This window comes from Micrococcus lylae (assembly GCF_900163825.1).
In the GTDB taxonomy this organism is placed as follows: Bacteria; Actinomycetota; Actinomycetes; order Actinomycetales; family Micrococcaceae; genus Micrococcus; species Micrococcus lylae.
The window spans coordinates 50,330-75,345 of sequence record NZ_FUKP01000045.1 but is presented as its reverse complement, the minus strand read 5'-3'; the positions used below and the strand labels follow the sequence as shown (position 1 = coordinate 75,345).

Below are 25,016 nucleotides of genomic sequence, written 5' to 3'. Positions count from 1 at the left end.
GTGGTGTGTTGGTGCGCGGGGCCTTCTCTTGCCGGTGCCGGCTGGACCAGTGCCCACCGCTGTCTCTGGCGGAGGCTGCCCTGGCCTTCTCGTCGTACGATGGGAAGTCGATCCGCTGTGTGCGTGGGCGGCTCCAGCATTCTTCCCTCGAGTAGTAAGGACCCCTGTATGAGCGACTCCCGTGACCGGGACCACCGATCCGAGCACCGTCATGACGATCGTGACGGGGGAGGGGCCCAGAACGGGCGGCGCCGTGGTTCGGGCCAGGGCCGTCCCCTGCGGTCGGGCCGTCCTCATCGTGGTGGCCGCGGGCAGGGCGGTGAGGGTCGTCTCGACGGCGACGTCGGCACACGCGGCGGATCAGGTGCCCGTGCCGGCGGAGAGCGTCGTCGTGACGACGAGCGCCGTGGGGGGCGGCCTGGGCGCCACGGGCGCGCCGGCGCAGGGAGGGGCCGTGTTGAGAAGTCCACGTCCGGCAAGCCGCCGCACAATCCCAAGGACCTGCGCGCCTCCAACCGTGTGGACCAGGGGCGTTCTCCTGACATCGACGAGGATGTGACCGGCAAGGAACTCGACCGAGCTACGCTCAAGCAGGTCCAGGGTCTGGACGAGAAGCAGGCAGCCTGGGTCTCCAAGCACCTCGTGATGGCCGGCCGTCTCATGTACGACGACCCTGCCCAGGCCTTCCAGCATGCGCTGGCCGCCAGCCGGCGCGGCGGTCGGTTGGCCTGTGTCCGCGAGGCGGTCGCACTGACCGCGTATGTCGCCGGCGAATGGCACGAAGCGCTCCGTGAGTTCCGGACCTACCGCCGCATCACCGGCGACGAGACCCACATCGCTGCGCAGCTCGACTGCGAGCGCGCCCTCGGCCGCTCCGAGAAGGCCGTGAAGCTGGCGTCCGAGATCGACATGGCCACGCTGGACCGGGACGCCCGCGTCGAACTGGTCATGGTGCTCTCCGGAGCCTACGAGGACATCGGCGACCTCGACGCCGCGCGCAAGGCGCTGGAGATTCCTGAGCTCGACCGTCGCCGCGGGTACCCCTTCTCTCCGCGCCTGTTCCAGCGCTACGCTGACGTGCTCTCCGCCCTCGGCCAGGAGAAGGAGTCTCGTCAGTGGCAGCACTACGTGCGCGTCGCAGAGAAGGCCCTCGGCATGGGAAGCTTCGCCGACCCTGACATCGTGGACATCGACACCGGCCCGTCCGAGGAGGAGCGAGCCGAGCGCCGTGCCGCCCAGGACGCCGAGCGCGCCGCCCGTGCAGAACCCGAGGCGGCAGGCAAGGAAGCCGTCTCAGACACCGACGCGGACGTCGCTGAGGATGGCACCGACGCGGACGTCGCTGAGGATGGCACCGACGCGGACGCCGCTGAGGATGCCGTGCACGCGCAGGACGGCGCCGTGGACCCGTCGGAGCGTGACTGATGTCCACTGCGCGGTTCTTCCACGGTCACGACGGCCTGCTCTGCGACCTCGACGGCGTGGTCTACGCCGGCGCCGGTGCCATCCCCGGGGCCGTCGAGTCCCTGGCCGCGCTCATCGAGGCAGGCATCCCGGTCGCCTTCGTCACGAACAACGCCTCGCGGTCCCCGCAGACCGTGGCGGACCACCTGCGAGACCTCGGCGTCCCCACCGACGCCGAGCACGTCTTCGGCTCGGCCCAGGCCGGTGTCGCGCTGCTGCGGCAGCACGTGGCGGCCGGCGCGAGCGTGCTGGCGGTCGGCTCGGACTACCTGGCCGGCCTGCTCGGGGAGTCGGGATACCGCGTCGTCTGCTCGGCATCCGACCGTCCCGACGCGGTCGTCCAGGGGTTCGACCCGTCGGTCGGATGGGCACAGCTGGCGGAAGCCGCCTACGCCGTCAACGCCGGGGCCGTGTGGATCGCCACGAACCTGGACCTGTCCATCCCGCGCGCCGAAGGCGTGGCACCCGGCAACGGCGCCCTCGTCGGAGCGGTCTCCCACGCGACGGGCACCTGCCCGGTAGCGGCCGGCAAGCCGGAGCCCCACCTGTTCCAGACCGCTGCCCGTGAGCTCGGGCTGGTGAATCCGCTGGTCGTGGGGGACCGCCTGGACACGGACATCCGCGGCGGAAACGCCGCGGGCTTCGACACGGTCATGGTGCTCACCGGCATCGACACCCGCCAGTCGGCGGAACAGGCCCGGGAGGCCGACCGCCCCGGCTGGATCGTCGACGACATGACGGCACTGGCCGCCGAGATCGACCGGTGAGGGTCCGCGCAGACGTGGCGCTGGCCGAGCGCGGTCTCGCCCGATCCCGCACCGAGGCGGCCGCCCTCATCAAGTCCGGCCTCGTCCTCGCCGATGGCAGACCCGTCGCCCGGGCCTCCCAGCGCGTCCTGCCGACGACGGCACTCACCGTGGCCGACGACGGTCCACGGTACGTCTCCCGGGCCGCGCACAAGCTCGTCAGCGCCCTGGACGCCTTTCCGGACGTCGCCGTGGCCGGGCGCCGCTGTCTCGACGCCGGCGCCTGCACCGGCGGCTTCACCCACGTCCTCCTGGAACGGGACGCCGCCCACGTCGCGGCGGTGGACGTCGGCCACGGCCAGCTCCATGAGGTGCTGCGCACCGATGACCGCGTCCTCGTCCGGGAATGGCTGAACGTGCGCACCCTCGTGCCGGAGGACGTCGACGGTCCCGTGGAGCTGGTCGTCTCCGATCTGTCGTTCATCTCCCTGCGCCTGGTGGTGGACGCCCTTGCCGGCGTCTGCGTCGACGGCGCGGACCTGCTGCTCATGGTCAAGCCGCAGTTCGAGGTGGGCAAGGCCGCCCTGCCGAAGTCGGGCGTCGTGACGAACCCGGCCGACCGTCGTCGTGCGGTGGCGGGGGTGCTGGAGGCGGCCGCGGCCGCCGGACTGGCCCCGCGGGGACTGGCCCGCTCCGGGCTGCCCGGGCAGGACGGCAACGTCGAGTTCTTCCTGCACCTGCGGCGCACGGACGCGCCCGCCTCCGCCGTCCTCGAAGACGTCCCGGGTCATGCCGATGTGGACTGGGCCTGAGGGGTCAGCCCCGCTGACTATGCTGGGACGACCGCGCCGTCGGCCCGCCGGCCGTCGGTGAGACACGTCCGGGAGGAACCCATGTCCGCCACCGCGCCGCGCCGCGCCCTCGTGCTCGCCCACACCGGCCGCCAGGACGCGATCGCCGCCGCCCTGCAGGCCGTCGACATGCTGGAGGACGCCGGGCTGCGCGCCGTCCTCCTCGACACCGATGAGGCCGCCGTCCGCGAGCTCGCCCCCGGCGCCGAGGACTTCGCCCCCGAGATCCTCGGGCGGGACTGCAGCCTTGCGGACATCAGCATCGGCCTCGTCCTGGGCGGCGACGGCTCCGTGCTCCGCGCCGCCGAGCTCGTGCGCGGCTCGCAGGTTCCGCTGGTCGCGGTGAACCTCGGGCACGTCGGCTTCCTGGCCGAGGCCGAGCGCACCGACCTGCAGCACACCGTCGAGGCCGTCGCGGGCGAGCGGTACACCGTGGACGAGCGCATGGCCCTGGACGTGGTGGTCAAGGTCGCAGGGCGCCAGGTCGCCCGCACCTGGGCCCTCAACGAGGCTTCCGTGGAGAAGTCCAGCCGCGAGCGCATGCTCGAGGTGGTGGTCTCCGTGGACGATCACGCGCTGTCCTCCTATGGCTGCGACGGCGTCGTCATGGCCACGCCCACCGGCTCCACCGCCTACGCCTTCTCCGGCGGCGGGCCCGTCGTGTGGCCCGGCGTGGAGGCCCTGCTCTGCGTGCCGATCAGCGCCCACACGCTCTTCTCCCGCCCGCTCGTGGTGGGTCCGGCGTCCACGCTCACCGTGGACGTGCTCACACGGACGAACGAGAACGGCGTCCTCTGGTGCGACGGCCGCCGGACGGTCGAGCTGCCGCCGGAGGCACGCATCGAGGTCTCCCGCTCCGCTGAGCCGGTGCGCCTGGCCCGTCTGTCCCTGACCCCGTTCTCCGAACGCCTCGTGCGCAAGTTCCAGCTGCCCACCGAGGGCTGGCGCGGTCCCGTCACCGGTGAGGACCGTGCGGAGGCGACCCGCACCGCCGTCGAGACCGTCGAGCCACGTCACGCGGCCCCCCGTCCGGTCGTCGTGCCGCCGGCCACCGCGGCGCTGCCGGTGGTCGACTTGCGCGGGCAGAGGGGGCCGTCGTCATCCACGGAGGACCGCCCGTGATCGAGTACCTGCGCATCGCCGACCTCGGCGTCATCTCCGCCGCGGACGTGGAGCTGGACCCCGGCTTCACCGTCGTCACGGGGGAGACCGGCGCCGGCAAGACGATGGTCGTCACCGCCCTCGGCCTGCTGCTGGGCCGCCGCGCCGACGCGGGCACCGTCCGCCACGGCGCCCGGCGCGCCGTCGTGGACGCAGGCCTGCGCGTATCCGCCGACAGCCGTGCGCTCAGCCTCGCCGAGGCGGCCGGCGCCGTGGTGGAGGCGGAGGACGACGACGGCCCGGTGGACCTGGTCCTGAACCGCACCGTGGCCACGACCTCCGACGGGGGCGGCACCCGCTCCCGGGCGGCCGTCGGCGGCCGTTCGGCCCCCGTGAGCCTGCTCAGCGAGGTGGGCGCCCACCTGGTGGCCGTGCACGGCCAAGCCGACCAGCTGCGCCTGCGGTCCGCCGGAGCCCAGCGCCGGGCCCTGGACGCGTTCGCGGGGGAGGAGCTCGCCGCCGAGCTCGCCGCCTACCGCACCGCACACGCGCGCTGGAAGGGCGCGACCGCTGAGCACGCCGAGCTCACCGCCGCCCTCCAGGAACGCGCCCGTCAGGCGGACGCCCTGCAGCGCAGCCTCGAGGAGATCGACGAGGCCGCCGTGGAACCGGGAGAGGACGAGGCCGTCCGTGCCAGGATCCGCCGGCTGGAGGACCACGAGCAGCTGCGGGCCACCGCCGCCGGTGCCTACGGCCGCCTCTCCGGCGCCGACCCGGACGCGGGGCAGGAGGTGCCCGGGGCGATCGCCCTCGTGGAGTCCGCCCGCCAGGAGCTGCTGGCCGCCCCCGGCGAGGAGGAGGAGCTGGACGAGGCCGCCCGCCGGCTCGGGGAGGCAGCCGTGGTGCTCAACGACATCGCCGGCGACATCGCCCGGTACCAGGCCGACCTGGACGCGGATGCCGAAGGCGACCTCGACGCGGCCCAGGCGCGCCTGGCCGAGCTCACCCGGCTGCAGCGACTCTACGGCCCGGAGCTGTCCGACGTGATCGCCTGGGCCGAGCGGGAGCGTCCGCGCCTCGACGAGCTGCAGGGGGACACCGACCGCCTGGACGGACTCGCCGCGCTCATCGAGTCCTCCGGCGCCGAGGTCGCCGAGCGGGCCGCCGCCCTGCGGCGGTTGCGCAGCCAGGCCGCCGCGCGCCTGGAGGAACAGGTCACCGAGGAGCTGCACGCGCTGTTCATGCCGGACGCCTCCTTCCATGTGGGGCTCACCCCGCTGCCGGAGGGGGAGTACGGCCCGCACGGCGCGGACGAGGTGGCCCTGCTGCTGCGCCCCCACGCCGGCGCCGAGCCACGACCCCTGGGCAAGGGCGCCTCCGGCGGCGAGCTCTCCCGCGTGATGCTCGCCCTCGAGGTGGTCCTGGCCGCCACCGACCCCGTCCCGACCTTCGTCTTCGACGAGGTGGACGCCGGCGTGGGCGGCGAGGCCGCGGTGGCCATCGGCGCCCGGCTGGCCCGGCTCGCCGAACACGTGCAGGTCATCTGCGTCACCCACCTGCCGCAGGTCGCCGCCTGCGCGGACCGCCACGTGCACGTGCGCAAGAACTCGGACCCGGACGCCGGCGTCACCACCTCGGACGTGAAGGTCCTGGACGCGGACGAGCGGATCGAGGAGCTGGCACGCATGCTGGCCGGGCACGCGGACTCCACCGCCGCCCGCGCGCACGCCCGGGAGTTGCTGGCCCAGGGTCCACAGGGACACCAGGGGTGAACGGGCCGCGCCCGGTGGTACGCTCGAATTCCGTGGTGCAACGTCATTCTCGTCTTCAGAAGTCCAGCGCGGTCACCCGCCAGATCTTCGTCACCGGTGGCGTGGCGTCCTCTCTCGGCAAGGGCCTCACCGCGTCGTCGCTCGGCCACCTGCTCCGCGCTCGCGGCCTCCGCGTGGTGATGCAGAAGCTCGACCCGTACCTCAACGTCGATCCCGGGACCATGAACCCGTTCCAGCACGGCGAGGTGTTCGTCACCGAGGACGGGGCCGAGACGGACCTCGACATCGGCCACTACGAGCGCTTCCTCGACGAGGACCTCGACGGTGTCAACAACGTCACCACCGGTCAGGTCTACTCCACCGTGATCGCCAAGGAGCGCCGCGGCGAGTACCTCGGCGACACCGTCCAGGTCATCCCGCACATCACGGACGAGATCTGCCGCCGTATGCGCCTTCCCGCCGCCCCGGCGGAGGGGAAGCAGGCCCCGGATGTGATCATCACCGAGATCGGCGGCACCGTCGGCGACATCGAATCCCAGCCGTTCCTCGAGGCCGCCCGCCAGGTCCGCCAGGACATCGGCCGGGAGAACGTCTTCTTCCTGCACGTGTCCCTGGTGCCGTACATCGGCCCGTCGCACGAGCTGAAGACCAAGCCGACCCAGCACTCCGTGGCCTCCCTGCGCAGCATCGGCATCCAGCCGGACGCGATCGTCCTCCGCTCGGACCGCGAGGTCCCGGAGGATGTGCGCGGCAAGATCGCTCGCATGTGCGACGTGCCAGCCGACGCCGTCATCAACTGCCCCGACGCGCCGTCGATCTACGACATCCCGAAGACCATCCACGCCCAGGGTCTCGACGCCTACGCCGTGCAGGCCCTGGACATGAAGTTCAAGGACGTGGACTGGACCCGGTGGGACACGCTCATGGAGGCCGTCCACGAGCCGAGGCACCAGGTCGAGATCGCCCTGGTCGGCAAGTACATCGACCTGCCGGACGCGTACCTGTCCGTCACCGAGGCCCTGCGAGCCGGCGGCTTCGCCCACCAGGCCCGCGTCAGCATCCGCTGGGTCCCCTCGGACGAGTGCGAGACCGCGGAGGGCGCCGCCCAGGCGCTGGCCGGTGTGGACGCGATCTGCGTCCCCGGCGGCTTCGGCATCCGCGGCGTGGACGGCAAGGTGGGCGCCCTGAGACACGCCCGCGAGCACGGCCTGCCGGCCCTCGGCCTCTGCCTCGGCCTGCAGGCCATGGTGATCGAGTACGCCCGCACCGTGCTCGGCTGGGCCGACGCACAGTCCACCGAGTTCGACCAGGACACCGACCACCCCGTGATCGCCACCATGGCCGAGCAGAAGGACATCGTGGCCGGCGAGGGCGACCTCGGCGGCACCATGCGCCTGGGCTCCTACCCGGCGACCCTGGTCCCCGGCTCCGTCGCCGCCGAGGCCTACGGCACCAGCGAGGTCACCGAACGCCACCGCCACCGCTACGAGGTGAACAACCGCTACCGCGGGGAGCTCGAGGAGGCCGGGCTGGTCTTCTCCGGCACCTCCCCGGACGGCTCCCTCGTGGAGTTCGTGGAGCTGCCCAGGGACCAGCACCCGTACTACATCGCCACCCAGGCGCATCCGGAGTTCAAGTCCCGCCCGACGAACGCCCACCCGCTGTTCGCCGGACTGGTCCAGGCCGTCCTCGACAACCGGCAGGACGCCTGAGATGGCACCGAAGCCGCAGCCGGACGCGGCCGCCGACGAGAACCGCCGCCGCGGGCGTGCGCCGCTGCGCGACGTCCACGCACCGCGCAGGGTCAAGAAGGCCAAGACCGTCTTCGAGGGCAGGGTGTGGGACGTGGAGCGGGAGACGTTCCGCATGGACCCCAAGGACAAGGACGCCGATCCGATCGTCCGCGAGGTCCTGATCCATCCCGGTGCCGTCGCCGTCCTGGCCACCCGCACCGCCATGACCTCCGCCGGTCCGCAGGAGCAGGTCGCGCTTCTCCGCCAGTACCGCCACCCGGTCGGCATGGAGCTCTGGGAGATCCCCGCCGGGCTGCGGGACAAGAAGGGCGAAGACCTGCACCAGGTGGCCGTCCGCGAGCTGTGGGAGGAGGCCGACCTGCGCGCCCGAGAATGGCACACCCTGGTCGACTTCTTCACCACCCCCGGCGGCTCCACCGAGGCCATCCGCGTCTTCCTGGCCCGCCAGGTGGAGGAGGTCCCGGAGGGCGAGCGGTTCACCCGCACGGAGGAGGAGGCCCATATGCCGCTGGCCTGGATCGCCGTGGACGAGGTGACCGACGCCGTCCTGGACGGGCGCATCCACAACCCGCAGGCCGTCGTCGCGGTCCTGGCCCTGCACGCCCACCGCGCCCGCGGCTGGCGGCGACTGCGTCCCGTGGACGCGCCCTTCGTGCCCGGCCGCCAGGACGACCCACTGGGATGAGCACCGAGGACGCCGCGGCACCCTCCGCCGAGCTGACCGACGCCGTCCGGAGGTTCCTCGACCACCTCACGGTCGAGAAGGGCAGGTCCGCGAACACCCTCGCCGCCTACCGCCGTGACCTGGACCGCTACCTGCGCTGGCTGGCGGCCTCCGGAGTGACCGCGCCGGAGGACGTGGCCACCGGCCACGTCACCGGCTTCCTGCAGGCGCTGTCCACCGGCGGGGACGGCGGCGCCGCGCTGGCCGTCCGCTCCGCCGCCCGGGTGCTCGTGGCCGTCCGCGGCCTCCATCGGTTCTGGGCCCTCGAGGGCCTTGCCGCGGACGACCCCGCCCGCGCCGTCTCCCCGCCGAAGCCCGGCCGCCGGCTGCCCAAGGCCCTGAGCATCGAGGAGACCACCGCGCTGCTCGAGGCCTGCTCCGAGGACACCCCCACGGGCCTGCGGGACCGCGCGCTGCTGGAGTTCCTCTACGGCACCGGCGCCCGCGTCTCCGAGACCGTGGGCCTGGACGTGGACGACGTCGTGGGCATCACCGCCGCCCTGGCCGAGAGCACCGAATCCGCCGAGTACGACGACGGCCCCGCGCCGGGCCAGCCCGTCGTCCGTCTGTTCGGCAAGGGCTCGAAGGAGCGCGTGGTCCCGGTCGGCCGCTACGCCGCCTCCGCCCTGGACGCCTACCTCGTCCGTGGCCGCCCCGCACTGCTGGCCGGGGCGACGACGACCACGCCGGCCCTGTTCCTGAACACCCGCGGCGGCCGGCTGTCCCGGCAGTCCGCCTGGGCCGTCATCCGCAGCGCCGCCGAGCGCGCCGGGATCACCGCCGAGGTCTCGCCGCACACCCTGCGCCACTGCTTCGCCACCCACCTGCTCTCCGGCGGCGCCGATGTCCGGGTGGTCCAGGAGCTGCTCGGCCACGCCTCGGTGACCACCACGCAGGTCTACACGCTCGTCACCGTGGACACCCTTCGGGAGGTCTACGCCTCGGCCCACCCGCGGGCCCGGTGAGCCGGATGGGGCGTCGGGCGATGACGGGGCACGACGGGCACGTCCTGCTCGCGGTGTTCGCCGTGCACAACATGGAGGAACTGGTCACGGGCAGCAGGATCCCACTCGTCGAGGAGACACTGCTGCGCCGGACGGGGCAAGGGCGGCCAGGAGCCTGTGTCCTGGCCGCCCTCACCGGCGCCGCAGCGTCAGTGCCGGCAACCGTCCTCGCACTCCGCGCCGCCCGCGCCGCCCGCGCCGTGCGTCCCTGACGACGAACCGCCCGCAGTCGGCGCTCCAGGGGGCCGACCGCGGGCGGTCCGAGATGCGAGCGGTCAGCCGTTCGGCAGCTCGCGCTGGTCCGGACCGTTGTACTCGGACAGGGGGCGGATCAGGGCGTTCGAGGCACGCTGCTCCATGATGTGCGCGGTCCAGCCGGTGATGCGGGAGGCGATGAAGATGGGCGTGAACATCTCGGTGTCGAAGCCCATCAGGTGATAGGTCGGGCCGGCCGGATAGTCCAGGTTCGGCTTGATGTCCTTGGCCTCGCCCATGGCGGCCTCGAGGCCGTCGTACAGGCCGAGCATCTCGTCGCGGCCGTAGTGGGCGATCATGCGGTCCAGGGCGGCCTTCATGGTCGGTACACGGGAGTCGCCGTTCTTGTAGACGCGGTGGCCGAAGCCCATGATCTTCTTCTTCTGGGCCAGGGCGTCCTCTATCCAGGCTTTCGCGCGGCCGGCGGCGTCCTCGCGAGACTCCTCCTTGCGGATGCCGATCTCGTCAAAGGTGTGCATGACCGCCTCGTTCGCGCCGCCGTGCAGCGGGCCCTTGAGGGCGCCGATGGCGCCGGTCACGGCCGAGTGCAGGTCGGACAGGGTCGAGGTGATCACACGGGCGGTGAAGGTCGACGCGTTGAAGGAGTGCTCCGCGTAGAGGACCATCGACACGCGGAACGCGTCGACGACCTCCTCCGGCTGCTCCTCACCGAAGGTCATCCACAGGAAGTTCGCGGAGTAGTCCAGATCCGCGTTCGGCTCCACGACGTCCTGGCCGCGGCGCCGGCGCTGGTCGTAGGCAACGACCGCCGGGAACGCGGCGAAGAGGGCCTTGGCCTTCTCCAGCTCGGCCTCCGGGGAGGAGTCCTCCGCCTTCGGGTGGTTCGCGCCCAGCACGGAGACCGCGGTGCGGCCCACGTCCATCGGGTGGCAGTCGGTCGGCAGCAGGTCGATGGCCTGCTTCACGTTCGGGTCCAGGGCGCGGTGTGCGCGCTCGAACTCCTGGAACTGCTTGAGCTCGTCCTCGGTGGGCAGGTCACCGGTCCACAGCAGCAGGGCGACGGCCTCGAACGGCAGGTTCGCGGCGAGGTCCTGCACCGGGTAGCCGCGGTAGAGCAGGGAGTTGGTCTCCGGGTTCACCTTGGAGATCGCCGTGTAGTCCACGACGACGCCGGCAAGGCCCTTCTTGATCTCGTCAGACATGGTGTCCCTCCTTGGGGGAACGGCCGGCGGCGCGGCGTGGGGGTGCCGCGCCGCCGGCGGGGGTGGTTCAGAGGTTGGCGTTATTGGACTCGATGTCGAGCGTCGGGACCTCGAAGTTGAAGATCCCGGTGTCGAACTGGTTGTACGCCTCGTAGTCCACGAGCTCGTAGAGACGCGCACGGGTGAGCATCTGGTCCACCTGCGACTGCTGGGTGCCCTCGGTGCGGATCGCGTCGAGCACGCGCTCGGAGGCGCCCATCGAGGAACGCAGCAGGGTCACGGGGTAGATCACCATGGCCACGCCGACGCCGGCGAGCTGGTCGCGGGTGAACAGCTCCGACTTGCCGAACTCGGTCATGTTCGCCAGGACCGGGACGCCGAGGGGCTTCAGCTCCCTGCAGACGGTCTCGAACTCGCCGAGGTCCTTGAGGGCCTCGGGGAAGATCGCGTCGGCGCCGGCTTCCACAAGGGCCTTCATACGGGCGATGGCCGCGTCCAGGCCCTCCACGGCGCGCAGGTCGGTGCGCGCCATGATGAGGAAGTTCGGATCACGGCGGGCGTCCACGGCGGCGCGGATGCGCTTGACCGCGGTCTCCAGGTCCACCATGTTCTTGCCGTCCAGGTGGCCGCAGCGCTTCGGATTGAACTGGTCCTCGATGTGGCAGCCGGCCAGGCCGGCGTCCTCGAGCTCCTGGACGGTGCGCGCCACGTTCATCGGCTCGCCGAACCCGGTGTCCGCATCGATGATGCAGGGCAGGTCCGTGAGGCGGGCGATCTGGCCGCCGCGGGCGGCGACCTCGGTGAGGGTGGTCAGGCCGACGTCCGGCAGGCCCAGCTCGTTCGCCAGGACGGCACCGGAGATGTAGACACCGGGGAAGCCCTTCTCCTCGATCAGCCGCGCGGTGAGCGGGGTGAACGCGCCCGGGAACTGGGCGGCGCCGCCCTCGGCGAGCGTCGCGCGCAGGTTCTTGCGCTTCTGCTCGGCGGTGAGCGTGGAGTACAGCATCAGAACAGTCCCTTCGGGGCGTCGGCCAGGTCCTGCTCCGTCAGCCAGGCCGGGTCGGCCTTGACGTTGAGCTGGTCCAGCTCGCCGGCCTTGAGCTCGGACAGGCGCTGCACGGCGTCCAGGAACCGGTCCTGCTCCTCCGGGGTCACGATGCCCTCGGCCAGGGTGCGGAACTTCTGGATGTACTGCTCACGGGCGAACGGACGGGCGCCCAGCGGGTGGGCGTCGGCCACGGCGATCTCGTCGGTGATGACGGTGCCGTCGGCGAGCGTGATCTCCACGGCGCCGCCGAAGGCCTTCTCGTCCAGGTCCATCGAGTGGTAGCGGCGGGTCCACTCCGGGTCCTCCACGGTGGTCACCTTGTGCCACAGGGCGACGGTGTCCTCGCGGCCGGCGCGCTCCGGGGCGTAGGAGTCCACGTGGTGCCAGGTGCCGTCCTGCAGGGCCACGGTGAAGATGTACGGGATCGAGTGGTCGAGGGTCTCGCGGGAGGCCGTCGGGTCGTACTTCTGCGGATCGTTCGCGCCCGAGCCGATCACATAGTGGGTGTGGTGCGAGGTCTTGATGAGCACCGACTCCACGTTCTTCGGGTCGGTGGCCTCCGGGTGCTCCTTGTGGAGCTTGCGGGCCAGATCGATCCAGGCCTGGGCCTGGTACTCGGCGGAGTGCTCCTTGGTGTAGGTGTCCAGGATGCCGCGCTTGGGCTCGCCCTTCTCCGGCAGCGGGACCTCGTAGCGGGCGTCCGGGCCGTCGAGCATCCAGGCGATGACGCCGTCCTCGCCCTCGTAGATCGGGACCGGGGAGGTCTGGCCGCGCATGGCGCGGTCGGCGGCCTCCACGGCCATCTTTCCGGCGAACGCCGGGGCGTGGGCCTTCCACGTCGAGATCTCGCCCTTGCGCGACTGGCGGGTGGCGGTGGTGGTGTGCAGGCCCTGGCCGATCGCCTGGAAGATGGTCTCGGTGTCCAGGCCGAGCAGGGTGCCGATGCCGGCGGAGGCCGACGGGCCGATGTGGGCCACGTGGTCGATCTTGTGCTTGTGCAGGCAGATCGACTTGACGAGGTCGACCTGGACCTCGTAGCCCGTGGCGATGCCGCGGACCAGGTCCTTGCCGGAGCGGCCGGCGTGCTGGGCGACGGCCAGGATCGGCGGGATGTTGTCGCCCGGGTGCGAGTACTCGGCGGCGAGGAAGGTGTCGTGGTAGTCCAGCTCGCGGACGGCGACCCCGTTGGCCCAGGCGGCCCACTCCGGGGAGACCTTCTGGTCGATGCCGAAGACGGTGGCGCCCTCGCCGTTGGCGGACACCGGGTGGCACATGGCCTGCGCCCGGGCGGCAACGATCGGGCCGCGCTTCAGGGAGGCGACGGCGACGGAGGCGTTGTCGATGATGCGGTTGATGATCATCTCCTCCACCTCGGCCTCCACCTCGACGGGGTCGACGGCGACCTCGGCGAGCTTCCAGGCGAGCTGGTCCTCACGGGGGAGGTTCTCCTCCGAGCGGTAGACGCGGACTTCGTGGTTCTTCATCGGTTCTCCTTCGACGACGCGGTCAAGAGTGTGTCGGTGTGGTCGGGGGTCGTGTGGCTGGTCAGGTGGCGGAAGGCGTGGTGCAGGTGCACCCGCGTGGTGGCCTCGGCCAGGTCCCCGGCGCCGGAGGCGACCGCGGAGGCGATGTCCGCGTGTTCGGCCGCGGAGGCGGCCAGACGGGCCGGGTCGTTGGCGGAGAGTCGGCGCAGCCGGGCCAGGTGCAGCCTCAGGGTGCGCAGCGCCGAGACGAGGTAGGGATTGGCCGCCGCTTCGTCGAGGGCGACGTCCAGGTCGCCGGCCATGTCGTAGTAGTCCGAGGGGTCGGCCCCGGCGTCGAGGGCGTCGGCCACCGTGGCGAAGCGCTCGGCCAGGGCGCGGAAGCGGTCGGCGGTCTCGCCCCGGGCGCGCTCGGCGGCGCGGCGGGCGAGCAGGGACTCGAGGGCGATGCGCAGGTCGAACAGCTGGTCGGCCTGTTCGAGAGAGAGGTCTGCGACGAGGACGCCGCGGCCGCCGCCGTGCTCGGCCAGACCGTCGGCGACCAGCTTGGAGAGGGCCTCGCGCACAGGCGTGCGGGAGATGCCGAGGCGCTCGGCCTGCTCCACCTCTCCGAGCACGGTGCCGGGCGGCAGCGTCCAGTCCAGGATCTCGGACCGGAGCGTGTGGTACGCCCTCTCACTTGCTCGCATGACTCCAGTGTATACAGAACGTACGGAAGTAAGGGAAGCCACCGGGGTCATTTCCCTGTCGCATGGAGAAAATGTATACATCGAACCTTGTTCGTGTGTGAGTGGGGACACTACGATCAGGGTATGGCGACTCATGATGCTTCCACCACCCCCACGGCCGGCGCGTACGCCGAGGCGCACGCCCGGTCCCTGTCCGATCCGGACGGCTTCTGGCTGGAGGCCGCCCAGGCCATCGACTGGACGACCCGGCCCACCTCGGCCGTCGACGACTCCGACGCGCCCCTGTACCGCTGGTTCCCCGACGGCGTGATGAACACCGCCTACAACTGCCTGGACCGCCACGTCGCAGCCGGCCGCGGGGACGCCGTCGCGCTCGTCCACGACTCCGCCATGACCGGCGAGGTCACCGAGTACACCTACGCGCAGCTCACCGAGAAGGTCGCCGCGGTCGCCGGTGCGCTGGCCGCCGAGGGGGTCGCCAAGGGGGACCGCGTCCTGGTCTATCTGCCGATGATCGCCGAGGCTCCCATCGCCATGCTGGCCTGTGCCCGCCTGGGCGCCGTCCATTCCGTGGTGTTCGGCGGCTTCGCCCCCAAGGAGCTGGCCGCCCGCATCGACGACGCCGCCCCGGACGTGGTCCTCACCTGCTCCGGCGGCATCGAGCCCCGCCGCCGTGTGGAGTACCTGCCGGCCGTGGCCGAGGCCCTCGAGGAGGCGGAGCACACCGTCCGCACCGTGCTGGTGCACCACCGCGACGGCTTCCAGACCGCTCTGGCCGACGTCGCCGACCGCGGCGGCGCCACCTGGAAGGACTGGGGCGAGGCCGTGGACGCCGCCGAGCCGGCCGCCCCCGTGGACGTGAAGGCCACCGACCCGCTCTACGTGCTCTACACCTCCGGCACCACAGGCAAGCCCAAGGGCGTCGTCCGGGACAACGGCGGCCACGCCGTGGCGCTGCGCTGGACCATGGAGAACATCTACGACGTGGGCCCGGGCGAGGTCATGTTCACGGCCTCGGACGTGGGCTGGGTCGTGGGCCACTCGTACATCGTGTACGCCCCGCTGCTGGCCGGTGCCACCACCGTCCTCTACGAGGGCAAGCCGGTGGGCACCCCGGACGCCGGCGCGTTCTGGCGCGTGATCTCCCAGCACGGGGTGAAGTCCTTCTTCACCGCCCCCACCGCTCTGCGCGCCATCCGCCGCGCGGACCCGGACGGCGAGCTGAAGGACCAGTACGACATCTCCTGCCTGAAGACCCTCTACGCGGCGGGCGAGCGGCTGGACCCCGAGACCCAGAAGTGGGCGGAAGGGCTGCTGCAGATCCCGGTGGTCGACCACTGGTGGCAGACCGAGACGGGCTGGGCCATCGCCGCCAACCCGGTGGGCCTTGAGCTGCTGCCGGTGAAGACCGGTTCGGCCTCGGTCCCGTCACCGGGCTACGACGTGGTCGTGCTGGACGGCATGGGCGAACCGGTGGAGGCCGGAGTGGAGGGGAACATCGCCGTCCGCCTGCCGATGCCCCCGGGCACCCTGCAGAGCCTGTGGGGCGACGACCAGCGCTTCATCGACTCCTACCTGTCCGCGTTCGAAGGCCACTACGCCACAGGCGACTCCGGCATCGTCGACGACGACGGCTACGTGTTCGTCCTGGGCCGCACGGACGACGTCATCAACGTCTCCGGCCACCGTCTGTCCACCGGCGTGCTCGAAGCCGCACTCGCCACGCACCCGGCGGTCGCCGAGTGCTGCGTGATCGGTGTTGCCGACGACTTCAAGGGACAGCGTCCCTCCGGCTACGTGGTCCTCAAGTCCGGCGTGGCCGCCCCCGACCCCGGATCACAGGAGGAGACCATGCTCTTCGACGAGCTCACAGCGGCCGTCCGCCGCGGCGTGGGCCCCGTGGCCGACTTCCGCGACGTGGCGATCGTGGATGCCCTGCCGAAGACCCGCTCCGGCAAGATCCTGCGCAAGACCATGCGGCAGATGGCCGACGGCGAGGAGTACACCGTGCCTTCGACCATCGAGGACGCCTCGGTGCTCGAGGACCTGAAGTCGTTGCTCTCTCCGCGCGGCTGACAGGCCACCGGCTCGTCGGGGAGCGTGGGGGACGCGGCCGGCGGAGGCGAGGGTCGTCGTCGTGGCCTGCGGCCTCGGCACGATCCGCGAGCAGGGTCTACTGTGGAGTCCGAGCAGAACGGCTCCGACCGCCCCCGGCACCGCACCGGTGCAGGAGGTGCGGAGGACGCCGCCCCCAGCCACCCGCCCCGGACCGCGGCCGCGCGCCGTTCCGGGCAGAAGGAGTCGCAGCCCGTGTCGACGTACGACCCGATCCCCGTGATGACCATCAAGGGCGAGCCGGTCCTGGGCCCCACCGGACGGCCCAAGCACGACTTCCCCGAGCCGCGCCCGCTCGAGGGCCATGGTCCGGCCCGCATCATCTCGATGGTGAACCAGAAGGGCGGCGTCGGGAAGACGACCTCCACCATCAACCTCGGTGCGGCCCTGGCCGGCTACGGCCGCCGCGTGCTCATGGTGGACTTCGACCCCCAGGGAGCCCTCTCCGCAGGGCTCGGCACCAGCCCCCACGAGCTCGACGTCACCGTCTACAACGTGCTCATGGAGCGGAAGACCTCGGCCAAGGATGCGATCCTCGAGACCGAGTTCGAGAACATGGACCTGCTGCCGGCGAACATCGACCTGTCCGCCGCCGAGGTGCAGCTCGTCAACGAGGTCGCCCGCGAGCAGGTGCTCGAGCGGGCCCTGCGCCAGGTGCGGGACGAGTACGACGTCATCCTCATCGACTGCCAGCCGTCCCTCGGCCTGCTCACCGTCAACGCCCTGACCGCCTCCCACGGCGTGATCATCCCGCTGACCGCCGAGTTCTTCGCCCTGCGCGCCGTGGCCCTGCTGGTGGAGACCATCGAGAAGGTCCAGGACCGCCTCAACCCGGACCTGGAGATCGACGGCGTGCTGGCCACCATGTTCGACCAGCGCACCCTCCACTCCAAGGAGGTCGTGGGCTCGCTCGTGGCCGGCTTCGGGGACAAGGTCTTCGAGACCGTCATCAAGCGCTCCATCAAGTTCGCCGACGCCACCGTGGCCGCCGCCCCGATCACGCAGTTCGCCGAGAACCACGACGGCGCCAAGGCCTACCGGCAGCTCGCGCGCGAGCTCATCTGCCGCGGCGGGGCGCCGTGACCGGCTGAGTCGCCGCCGGGCGGGCCGAAGCTCACACCGGCGAGACCGCGACGGGCGCGCGACGATCTGCGAGAATGGCAGTTCGACGTGCGCCCGACGCGCGTCCGGGGCCCGGCGGCCGACGCCGCGGCGCCCCCACCGACACCACCGCCCGCAGCCTGTGCCCACGGCCGACGAGACCGGCCGACTGCGCCGCGCCGAGCGAGCGGACGAACCAGGAAGGACCACGACTCCCATGAACTCCCGCAAGCCGCGAGGCTCCGGACGAACCCCCGCCGTCGGCAAGCGCGGCGGGCCGTTCCAGGAGCGTGACTTCCAGCGTCAGATCGGCGCCCGCAAGGGCGCGGGGAGGAAGGGCGGTCCCCGTCGCCGCGACGAGCCGACCCCGGACTTCTACGACGAGGCCCCGCGCAGCCGCCACACCCGCCGCGGCAAGGGCGCAGGCGCCGCCCGCGCCGCGGAGCAGAACCTCGGCCGCATCCACCACGAGGACGGGGAGCGCCTGCAGAAGGTCATGGCGGCCGCCGGAGTCGCCTCCCGCCGCGTCTGCGAGGACCTCATCGCCGAGGGACGCGTGGAGGTGGACGGCGTCATCGTCACCGAACCCGGCCTGCGCGTGGACCCCAAGACCTCCGTGATCCGCGTGGACGGCATCTCCGTGCAGACCGACGTGGCCAAGCAGTACCTCGTCTTCAACAAGCCGCGCGGCGTCATCTCCACCATGGTGGACCCGGACGGCCGGCCGTCCATCGCCACCTACCTCAAGTCCGGCCAGGAGCACCTCTTCCACGTGGGACGCCTGGACAACGACACCGAGGGCCTGCTGGTCCTCACCAACGACGGCGAGCTCGCCAACCGCCTGCTGCACCCCTCCTACGAGGTGCCGAAGACCTACCTGGTCCAGGTCAAGGGGCCGCTGCCCAAGGGCGTCTCCAACCAGCTGCGCGCCGGTGTGGAGCTGGAGGACGGACCGGCCAAGGTCGACTCGTTCAAGCTCGTGGACTCCACCCCGGGCCACGTGCTCGTGGAGGTCGTCCTGCACTCCGGCAAGAACCGCATCGTCCGCCGCATGTTCGACGCCGTCGGCCACCCGGTCGAGCGCCTCGTGCGTGTGAAGATCGGCCCGATCCTGCTCGGCGACCAGAAGCAGGGCTCCGTCCGCGTCATGAACGCCCAGGAACTCGGCCACCTCAAGGCGATGGTGGGCCTGTGAGCACGGCCGGTCCTGCGGCGCTGCCGCAGCCGGTGCTGGTGCGCGGCACCGGCCTGCTCGGCACCTCGATCGGCCTCGCCCTGCGCGGCAGCGGCGTCGAGGTGCTCCTGCACGACCCGTCCCCCTCCGCGCTCGCCGTGGCCCGGGACATCGGCGCCGGTCGGGCCGTGGAGCTCGAGGGGGACGTCGCCGGGGCCGGTGCCGGCGAGGGCGCGGACGTGACGACGCCGGGCACGGTCGTCGTCGCCGCGCCGCCGGACGTGGCCGGCCGTGTGGCCGTGGACTCGCTGCGCCGCTGGCCCGAGGCCGTGGTCATGGACATCGCGTCCGTGAAGGCGAGCGTGCAGGCGGACGTGCGTGCCGCCGTCGAGAAGGGGCTGCTCTCCGCGGAGTCGGCGAGCCGCTACGTGGGCACCCACCCGATGGCCGGACGAGAGCGGTCCGGCCCCGTCGCCGCCCGTGGCACCCTGTTCACCGCCGCGCCCTGGGTCGTCTGCGCCGAACCGGACACCGCAGCCGAGGCGGTCGCGGCTGCTGAGGCGCTCGCGGCCTTGACCGGCGCCACGGTGCACACGATGGACGCGGGGGAGCACGACGCCTCCGTCGCCCTGATCTCGCACCTGCCCCAGGTGGCGGCCTCGCTCGTGGCCTCCCGGCTGCAGCAGACCCCGGCCGCCTCGCTGGCCCTGGCGGGCAACGGCCTGCGGGATACCACGCGCATCGCGGCCTCCGACCCGCAGCTGTGGGTGCAGATCCTCGCCGGCAACGCCACGCGCCTGGTGGAGATCCTCCACGGGGTCCGCGCGGACCTGGACCGGCTGATCGGCACCCTCGAGGCCCCGGACGCCCCCGGTGCGAGGCTCGACATCGCCCAGCTGATCGCCGAGGGCAACGCGGGCCAGACCCGGATCCCCGGCAAGCACGGCGCCCCTCCGCAGGCCTTCGCCGTGGTGACGGTCGTCGTGGACGACACCCCCGGACAGATCGCCGCGGTCCTGCAGGCCACCGGCGACGCCGGAGTCAACGTGGAGGACCTGCGCATGGACCACGCCTCGGGACACGAGGTGGGCATGCTGGAGATCTCCGTGCTGCCCGGCCGCCGCGAGGAGCTGACGGCCGCCCTGACCGAACGCGGATGGAAGGTGGTCTGAGATGACCGAGAACCCGAACCCCACCCCGAGCCCGGCCGTGGACGGCGTCGTCGACGTCACCGGGACTCCGACCGACGTCGCGCCCGTGGCCTCCGGCCGCCTGGTGGTGGCCGTGGACGGCCCGTCCGGCTCCGGCAAGTCCTCCGTGTCCAAGCAGGTGGCCCGCGCCCTCGGTGCCGTCTACCTGGACACCGGCGCCATGTACCGCGCCGCAGCCTGGCACTGCGTCAACGAGGGCGTGGACCTCGACGACGCCGACGCCGTCACCGAGGCCGTGCGCGGCATGGAGCTGACCCAGTCCACCGATCCGGACTCCGAGCACATCGCCGTCGGCGGCCACGACGTCACCGAGGCCATCCGCACCCCCGAGGTCACCGCCGTCGTGTCCCGCGTCGCCGGCGTCATCCCCGTGCGCGAGATCCTGCAGGGCCGCCAGCGCGCGGAGATCGAGCGCGCCGGCCGCATCGTGGCCGAGGGCCGCGACGTCACCACAGTGGTGGCCCCGGACGCCGAGGCCCGCGTGCTGCTGACCGCCTCCGAACAGGTCCGCATGGCCCGCCGCTCCGGACAGCTCGCCGCAGCCGCCTCCGGCGTGGACGCTGAGACCCTCAAGGCGCAGGTCGCCGGACGCGACCGCACCGACTCCGCCCACTCCAGCTTCGAGCGCCCCGCCGACGGTGTGACCCTTGTGGACTCCTCGGAGCTGGACTTCGACCAGACCGTCGCGGCCGTCCTGGCCGCCGTGCAGCTGCAGGCCGGAGCCCCGGCCGTGGAAGGACACCGCCCGTGAGAGAGAACGACAGGACCCTGCCCGACGAGGGCCAGGACTACATCCCCGAGCACGAGGACCAGGTCGCCGAGCGCCTGGCCGCCATGACCGAGGAGGAGACCGACGCCCGCGCCGCCTCCCTGCGCGCCGGCCTCGAGGACTACGACCTGGACGAGGACGACGCCTCCCTCCTCACCGGCTGGGACGACGAGACCGACGACGTCACGGACGCGCCGGTTCCGCCGGTCCTGGCGATCGTGGGCCGCCCGAACGTCGGCAAGTCCACGCTGGTCAACCGCATCATCGGCCGCCGCGAGGCCGTGGTGGAGGACGTCCCCGGCGTCACCCGTGACCGCGTCTCCTACGAGGCCGAGTGGAACGGCCGCGTGTTCACCGTGGTGGACACCGGTGGCTGGGAGCACGACGCCAAGGGCATCCACAAGCGCGTGGCCGAGCAGGCCGAGCTCGCCGTGGACGTCGCCGACGCCGTGGTCTTCGTCGTGGACGCCACGGTGGGCATGACCGCCACCGACGAGGCCGTGGTGACCATGCTCCGCCGCAAGGCACGCCCGGTGATCGTGGCCGCCAACAAGGTGGACGACGCCATGCAGGAGGCCGACGCCGCCGAGCTGTGGTCCCTGGGCTTCGGCTACCCGTACCCGGTGTCGGCCATCCACGGCCGCGGCACCGCAGACCTGCTGGACGCCGCCCTGGAGGAGCTTCCGGAGCAGTCCGCCTACGGTGGCCTCGTGCCGCGCGGCGGCCCACGCCGGATCGCGTTGATCGGCCGTCCGAACGTGGGCAAGTCCTCCCTGCTGAACAAGCTGGCAGGCTCCGATCGCGTGGTGGTGGACGACCTGGCCGGCACCACCCGCGACCCGGTGGACGAGCTCGTGGAGCTCGGCGGCCGCCTGTGGCGCTTCGTTGACACCGCGGGCATCCGCCGCCGCCAGCACATGGCCCACGGCTCGGACTACTACGCCTCCCTGCGCACCGCGTCCGCCCTGGACCGCGCCGAGGTGGCCGTGGTGCTCCTCGAGGCGAACCAGGTGATCTCCGAGCAGGACGTCCGCATCGTCCAGATGGCGCTGGAGTCCGGCCGTGCCCTCGTGCTGGCCTACAACAAGTGGGACCAGGTGGACGAGGACCGCCGCCACGACCTCGAGCGGGAGATCGAGCGGGACCTGGCCCACGTGGCCTGGGCTCCGCGCGTGAACATCTCGGCGAAGACCGGCTGGCACAAGGACCGCCTGGTCCCGGCGCTGGAGACCGCCCTGGAGTCCTGGGAGACCCGCATTCCGACCGGCAAGCTCAACGCCTTCCTCGGTGAGCTGGTGGCGGCCCACCCGCATCCGCTGCGCGGCGGCAAGCAGCCCCGTATCCTGTTCGCCACCCAGGTCTCCTCCCGCCCGCCGAAGTTCGTGCTCTTCACCACCGGCTTCCTGGACCCGGGCTACCGCCGCTTCATCATCCGCCGCCTGCGCGAGACCTTCGGCTTCGAGGGCACCCCGGTCGAGATCGGCATGCGCGTGCGGGAGAAGCGCGGCCGCCGCTGAGCCGGCGCCGGACCGGGCCCGCAGGCCCGGTGGCTTCCCGACGACGTCCAGGATGTCCGCCTACGATGTCGCCATGACCGCTGCCCACCGCCGACACCGTCCCGCCGTCCTCCTCGCCGCTGCGGCGCTCGCCGTGGGCGGCGGGCTGACCGGCTGCGCCCAGATCGATCAGCTGACCGACAGGGCGGACGAGGCCCGGGCCTCGCTGCAGGGCCTGGAGGAGATGAGCCGGCAGACGCTGGAGCAGTTCGACTGGTCGAGCCTGGACGAGTACAGGGGCAGCTGGCTGGGAGACGCCAGCGAGGTCACCGAGATGTTCCGTCGTATGCCCGGTGCCGAGGACATCCAGGACTTCCACATCAAGGGCGACCAGGGCGTCCTCGAGGTCCGGTACAAGGACGAGGCGTTGAAGGCCGACCCGGCCGTGCTGGAGCAGACGCTGCGCGAGCAGGCGGAGCAGGCGAGGCAGCGCATCAGGAACCTGGAACAGGTCGAGTTCAAGGTCGGGGACGAGACGTACACGTTCTGAGCCCGGCCCGAGGCTGCGCCGCGGGCGACGCCTCTTCCCGGCGGGCGACGGGCAGTGGCCTGCACGTGATTCCTGGGACGGCGCGCTCATGCTGTATGGTGTTCCAGTGCCGTTCCGGCAGCGATGCCGGTACGACATCTCGGGCATTGGCGCAGCTTGGTAGCGCGCTTGACTGGGGGTCAAGAGGTCGTGGGTTCAAATCCCGCATGCCCGACCCGCTGAAACCCGCGAGATCATCATGATCTCGCGGGTTTCGTCGTCTCGGAGGCGGTGCGGCGCGACCGCCGGGCGCGGCCAACCGTGCCGGTCTCAGCCGGCGAAGACGGCGTGCACGTCTGGCACGCGGGACCGGCCGCCGAGGGAGGGGATCTCCAGCAGCACGGCGCTGCCGGCCACCTCGCAGCCGATCGAGCGCAGCACCTCGTGGGCGGCGCTGAGGGTGCCGCCGGTGGCGAGCACGTCGTCCAGGACGAGCACCCGGCTGCCGGGGGCCACGTCCGCCTGGACCTCGACGGTCGCCTGCCCGTACTCGAGGTCGTAGGAGGCCTCGGCGGCCGGGCGGGGGAGCTTGCCGGCCTTCCGGATCGGGACCATGCCGACGTCGGCGACCATCGCGGCCGCGCCGGCGAGCAGGAAGCCGCGGGCCTCGAGCCCGGCGACCACGTCGAACCGGCCCATGAACGGCGCGAGCATCTCCTTCACGCAGGAGCGCAGGGCCACCGGGTCGGTGAGCAGCGGCATGACGTCCTGGAACACGACCCCCTCTTCGGGAAAGTCCGGGACAGGGGCGATCAGGCTGCGGGCGCGGGTGAGGTCTCGGTACTGCGGCACTCGGACACCCTACGTGCGCGGGCGCGGACCCTGAACGGAGTGTGGGAATTCTCACCGACGGATCTGCGACACTCCGGCCGAGGCCGTTGCCCCGGAACGTGAAGGAGAGCACACTGCGGCCGGTGATGACACCGAACGACAGTGCGATGACCCCGTCGCCAGAGACCCCGACCGCCGCCGGCACGACCGGCGAGACCAAGACCTTCCTCGGCCAGCCGCGCCAGCTGGCCAACCTGTTCTCCGTGGAGATGTGGGAGCGTTTCTCCTTCTACGGCATGCAGGTCATGCTCGTGTACTACATGAGCTGGGAGTTCACCCGCGGCGGCCTGGGCATGGACGAGGCCGTCGCCACCGGCATCGTGGGCGCCTACGGCGGCCTCGTGTACGTGTTCTGCATCCTCGGCGGCTGGGTGGCCGACCGCCTGCTGGGCTCCGAGCGGACCATGTTCTACTCCGCCGTGCTCATCATGTTCGGCCACATCGCCTTGGCCCTCGTGCCGGGCTACGCCGGACTGGCGCTCGGCCTGGCCCTCGTGGCCGTCGGCTCCGGCGGCCTGAAGGCGAACGCCGCCAACCTGGTGGGCGCCCTGTACTCCCGTGAGGACCCGCGCCGCGACGCCGGCTTCTCCATCTTCTACATGGGTGTGAACGTCGGCGCCCTCATCGGCCCGCTCGTCACCGGCGCCGCCCGCGAGGCCTGGGGCTTCCACGTCGGCTTCGGCCTGGCCGCCGTCGGCATGGCGATCGGCCTGGTCCAGTACGCCGTCGCCCGCCGCTCCCTGCCGCGCGAGGTGCACGCCGTCCCGGACCGCCTGCCCCGCTCCGCCTACGGCCGCACCGCCCTGGTCGCGGTGATCGCCCTGGCCGTGGTGGCCGTCCTCTTCGCCACCGGTGTGCTGAACATCGGGAACCTCGCCGACGCCGTGGTCGTGGTGGCCGCCGTCGCCGCCGTGGCGATCTTCGCGGTGCTGCTGCGCTCGGACAAGGTCAGCGCGGCCGAGCGCTCCCGCGTGAAGGCGTTCATCCCGCTGTTCATCGGCTCCGCCGTCTTCTTCGCCCTGTTCCAGCAGCAGTTCACTGTGATCGCCATCTATTCGGAGCAGCGCCTGGACCGCAGCGTGTTCGGCTGGGACATCCCGATGGAGTGGGTGAACTCGATCAACCCGATCTTCATCATCGTGTTCGCCCCGCTGTTCGCCGCCCTGTGGACGAAGCTGGGCCGCCGCCAGCCGGTCACCCCGGCCAAGTTCGGCCTGGGCCTGATCGCCATCGGCGTGGCCTTCCTGCTGTTCATCCCGATGGCCCCGGTGGCCGCGGTCCCGCTGCTGTGGCTGACCCTGATCCTGTTCGTGGCCACGGTCGGCGAGCTGCTGGTCTCCCCGGTGGGCCTGTCCCTGTCCACGAAGCTGGCCCCGGCCGCGTTCCCGGTGCTCATGGTGGCCCTCTACAACCTCTCCGTAGCCCTCGGCACCGCCGCGGCCGGCTCGCTGGCCGGCTCCTACTCGCCGGACAACGAGGCCGCCTACTTCGGCGTCATCGGCGCCGTGACCGTGGGGGTGGGCGTGCTGATGCTCCTGGTGGTCAAGCCGGTCCACCGCGCCATGCGCGGCATCGACTGACCCGGTCGGAGCCGTCTTCCGTCCGTCCTTCCCGACGACGGCCCCGCGCCCCCGGTGCGCCGCGCACCGGGGGCGCGGTGTCTCCGGGGGAGCCTGAG

Annotated in this window: 22 protein-coding genes and 1 tRNA gene; 18 read left to right on the top strand and 5 right to left on the bottom strand. The window is 72.0% G+C overall.

Translation table 11 applies throughout. The features are described 5' to 3' along the window. The first annotated feature begins 555 nt into the window (after positions 1-555). The 9 genes from FM125_RS06965 (at position 556) to FM125_RS06925 (ending at position 9,628) form a co-directional block, all read left to right on the top strand. Entirely contained in the window at positions 556-1,425 is an 870-nt protein-coding gene (locus FM125_RS06965; RefSeq protein ID WP_087134093.1) for a hypothetical protein, read from the top strand. Continuing rightward, a complete protein-coding gene (locus tag FM125_RS06960) occupies positions 1,425-2,231 on the top strand; it encodes an HAD-IIA family hydrolase (RefSeq protein WP_067191105.1) in 807 nt (268 codons plus the stop codon). The genes FM125_RS06965 and FM125_RS06960 overlap by 1 nt, the downstream gene beginning before the upstream one ends. Further along, complete coding sequence (locus FM125_RS06955) at positions 2,228-3,022, top strand: TlyA family RNA methyltransferase (RefSeq protein ID WP_067191107.1); 795 nt, start codon at positions 2,228-2,230, stop codon at positions 3,020-3,022. The genes FM125_RS06960 and FM125_RS06955 overlap by 4 nt, the downstream gene beginning before the upstream one ends. Before the next feature lie 81 nt (positions 3,023-3,103). Then, on the top strand, positions 3,104-4,183 hold the full coding sequence (locus FM125_RS06950) for an NAD kinase (protein ID WP_067191109.1): 1,080 nt from the start codon (positions 3,104-3,106) through the stop codon (positions 4,181-4,183). After that, positions 4,180-5,934 carry a DNA repair protein RecN gene (gene recN / locus FM125_RS06945; protein ID WP_067191111.1) on the top strand — a complete coding sequence of 585 codons (1,755 nt, stop codon included), beginning with the start codon at positions 4,180-4,182 and terminating at the stop codon, positions 5,932-5,934. Before FM125_RS06950 ends, recN begins: the two co-directional genes overlap by 4 nt. 14 nt (positions 5,935-5,948) lie before the next feature. Next, positions 5,949-7,646: a CTP synthase gene (locus FM125_RS06940; RefSeq protein WP_067191138.1), complete on the top strand. Its 1,698-nt coding sequence runs from the start codon at positions 5,949-5,951 to the stop codon at positions 7,644-7,646. Between the two features lies 1 nt (position 7,647). Further along, positions 7,648-8,373, top strand: a complete 726-nt coding sequence (locus FM125_RS06935; RefSeq protein ID WP_087134092.1) for an NUDIX domain-containing protein — start codon at positions 7,648-7,650, stop codon at positions 8,371-8,373. Continuing rightward, entirely contained in the window at positions 8,370-9,377 is a 1,008-nt protein-coding gene (gene xerD / locus FM125_RS06930; RefSeq protein ID WP_087134091.1) for a site-specific tyrosine recombinase XerD, read from the top strand. The genes FM125_RS06935 and xerD overlap by 4 nt, the downstream gene beginning before the upstream one ends. Positions 9,378-9,397: 20 nt before the next feature. Further along, positions 9,398-9,628: a hypothetical protein gene (locus FM125_RS06925; RefSeq protein ID WP_143745270.1), complete on the top strand. Its 231-nt coding sequence runs from the start codon at positions 9,398-9,400 to the stop codon at positions 9,626-9,628. A gap of 63 nt (positions 9,629-9,691) precedes the next feature. Here the strand turns inward: FM125_RS06925 and FM125_RS06920 are convergent, their stop codons facing one another. The 4 genes from FM125_RS06920 to FM125_RS06905 form a co-directional block, all read right to left on the bottom strand. Continuing rightward, entirely contained in the window at positions 9,692-10,834 is a 1,143-nt protein-coding gene (locus FM125_RS06920) for a bifunctional 2-methylcitrate synthase/citrate synthase (RefSeq protein ID WP_087134089.1), read from the bottom strand. 67 nt (positions 10,835-10,901) lie between these two features. Next, positions 10,902-11,840 carry a methylisocitrate lyase gene (gene prpB / locus FM125_RS06915; protein ID WP_070639182.1) on the bottom strand — a complete coding sequence of 313 codons (939 nt, stop codon included), beginning with the start codon at positions 11,838-11,840 and terminating at the stop codon, positions 10,902-10,904. Beyond that, positions 11,840-13,366 (bottom strand): MmgE/PrpD family protein, encoded by a 1,527-nt coding sequence (locus FM125_RS06910; RefSeq protein WP_087134088.1) that lies wholly within the window; start codon positions 13,364-13,366, stop codon positions 11,840-11,842. Before FM125_RS06910 ends, prpB begins: the two co-directional genes overlap by 1 nt. Further along, entirely contained in the window at positions 13,363-14,052 is a 690-nt protein-coding gene (locus FM125_RS06905) for a GntR family transcriptional regulator (RefSeq protein WP_087134087.1), read from the bottom strand. Before FM125_RS06905 ends, FM125_RS06910 begins: the two co-directional genes overlap by 4 nt. A 123-nt stretch (positions 14,053-14,175) precedes the next feature. Between FM125_RS06905 and FM125_RS06900 the strand changes: the two genes are divergently transcribed. The 8 genes from FM125_RS06900 to FM125_RS06865 all read left to right on the top strand — a co-directional run bounded on the left by FM125_RS06900 (position 14,176) and on the right by FM125_RS06865 (position 22,682). Continuing rightward, positions 14,176-16,128 (top strand): AMP-binding protein, encoded by a 1,953-nt coding sequence (locus FM125_RS06900; RefSeq protein WP_087134086.1) that lies wholly within the window; start codon positions 14,176-14,178, stop codon positions 16,126-16,128. A 261-nt stretch (positions 16,129-16,389) separates the two neighbouring features. Continuing rightward, positions 16,390-17,250 (top strand): ParA family protein, encoded by an 861-nt coding sequence (locus tag FM125_RS06895; protein ID WP_067191142.1) that lies wholly within the window; start codon positions 16,390-16,392, stop codon positions 17,248-17,250. Between the two features lie 235 nt (positions 17,251-17,485). Beyond that, positions 17,486-18,463, top strand: coding sequence for a pseudouridine synthase (locus FM125_RS06890; protein ID WP_087134085.1), 978 nt, complete (start codon positions 17,486-17,488; stop codon positions 18,461-18,463). Beyond that, the gene (locus FM125_RS06885; protein WP_087134084.1) at positions 18,460-19,614 is read left to right on the top strand and encodes a prephenate dehydrogenase; all 1,155 of its coding nucleotides are present in this window, start codon (positions 18,460-18,462) and stop codon (positions 19,612-19,614) included. Before FM125_RS06890 ends, FM125_RS06885 begins: the two co-directional genes overlap by 4 nt. Position 19,615: 1 nt before the next feature. Next, positions 19,616-20,404 (top strand): (d)CMP kinase, encoded by a 789-nt coding sequence (gene cmk, locus FM125_RS06880; protein ID WP_087134083.1) that lies wholly within the window; start codon positions 19,616-19,618, stop codon positions 20,402-20,404. An 83-nt stretch (positions 20,405-20,487) separates the two neighbouring features. After that, entirely contained in the window at positions 20,488-21,939 is a 1,452-nt protein-coding gene (gene der, locus FM125_RS06875) for a ribosome biogenesis GTPase Der (RefSeq protein ID WP_082739983.1), read from the top strand. Between the two features lie 73 nt (positions 21,940-22,012). Beyond that, entirely contained in the window at positions 22,013-22,468 is a 456-nt protein-coding gene (locus tag FM125_RS06870) for a DUF4825 domain-containing protein (RefSeq protein ID WP_143745268.1), read from the top strand. Between the two features lie 140 nt (positions 22,469-22,608). Next, positions 22,609-22,682, top strand: a tRNA-Pro gene (locus FM125_RS06865). A gap of 95 nt (positions 22,683-22,777) precedes the next feature. On the opposite strand, the gene FM125_RS06860 is transcribed toward FM125_RS06865, so the two are convergent. After that, positions 22,778-23,299, bottom strand: coding sequence for an adenine phosphoribosyltransferase (locus FM125_RS06860; protein WP_070639191.1), 522 nt, complete (start codon positions 23,297-23,299; stop codon positions 22,778-22,780). 146 nt (positions 23,300-23,445) lie between these two features. On the opposite strand from FM125_RS06860, the gene FM125_RS06855 reads away from it, so the two are divergent. Beyond that, positions 23,446-24,918 carry a peptide MFS transporter gene (locus tag FM125_RS06855; RefSeq protein ID WP_087134098.1) on the top strand — a complete coding sequence of 491 codons (1,473 nt, stop codon included), beginning with the start codon at positions 23,446-23,448 and terminating at the stop codon, positions 24,916-24,918. The last annotated feature ends 98 nt before the right edge of the window (positions 24,919-25,016 follow it).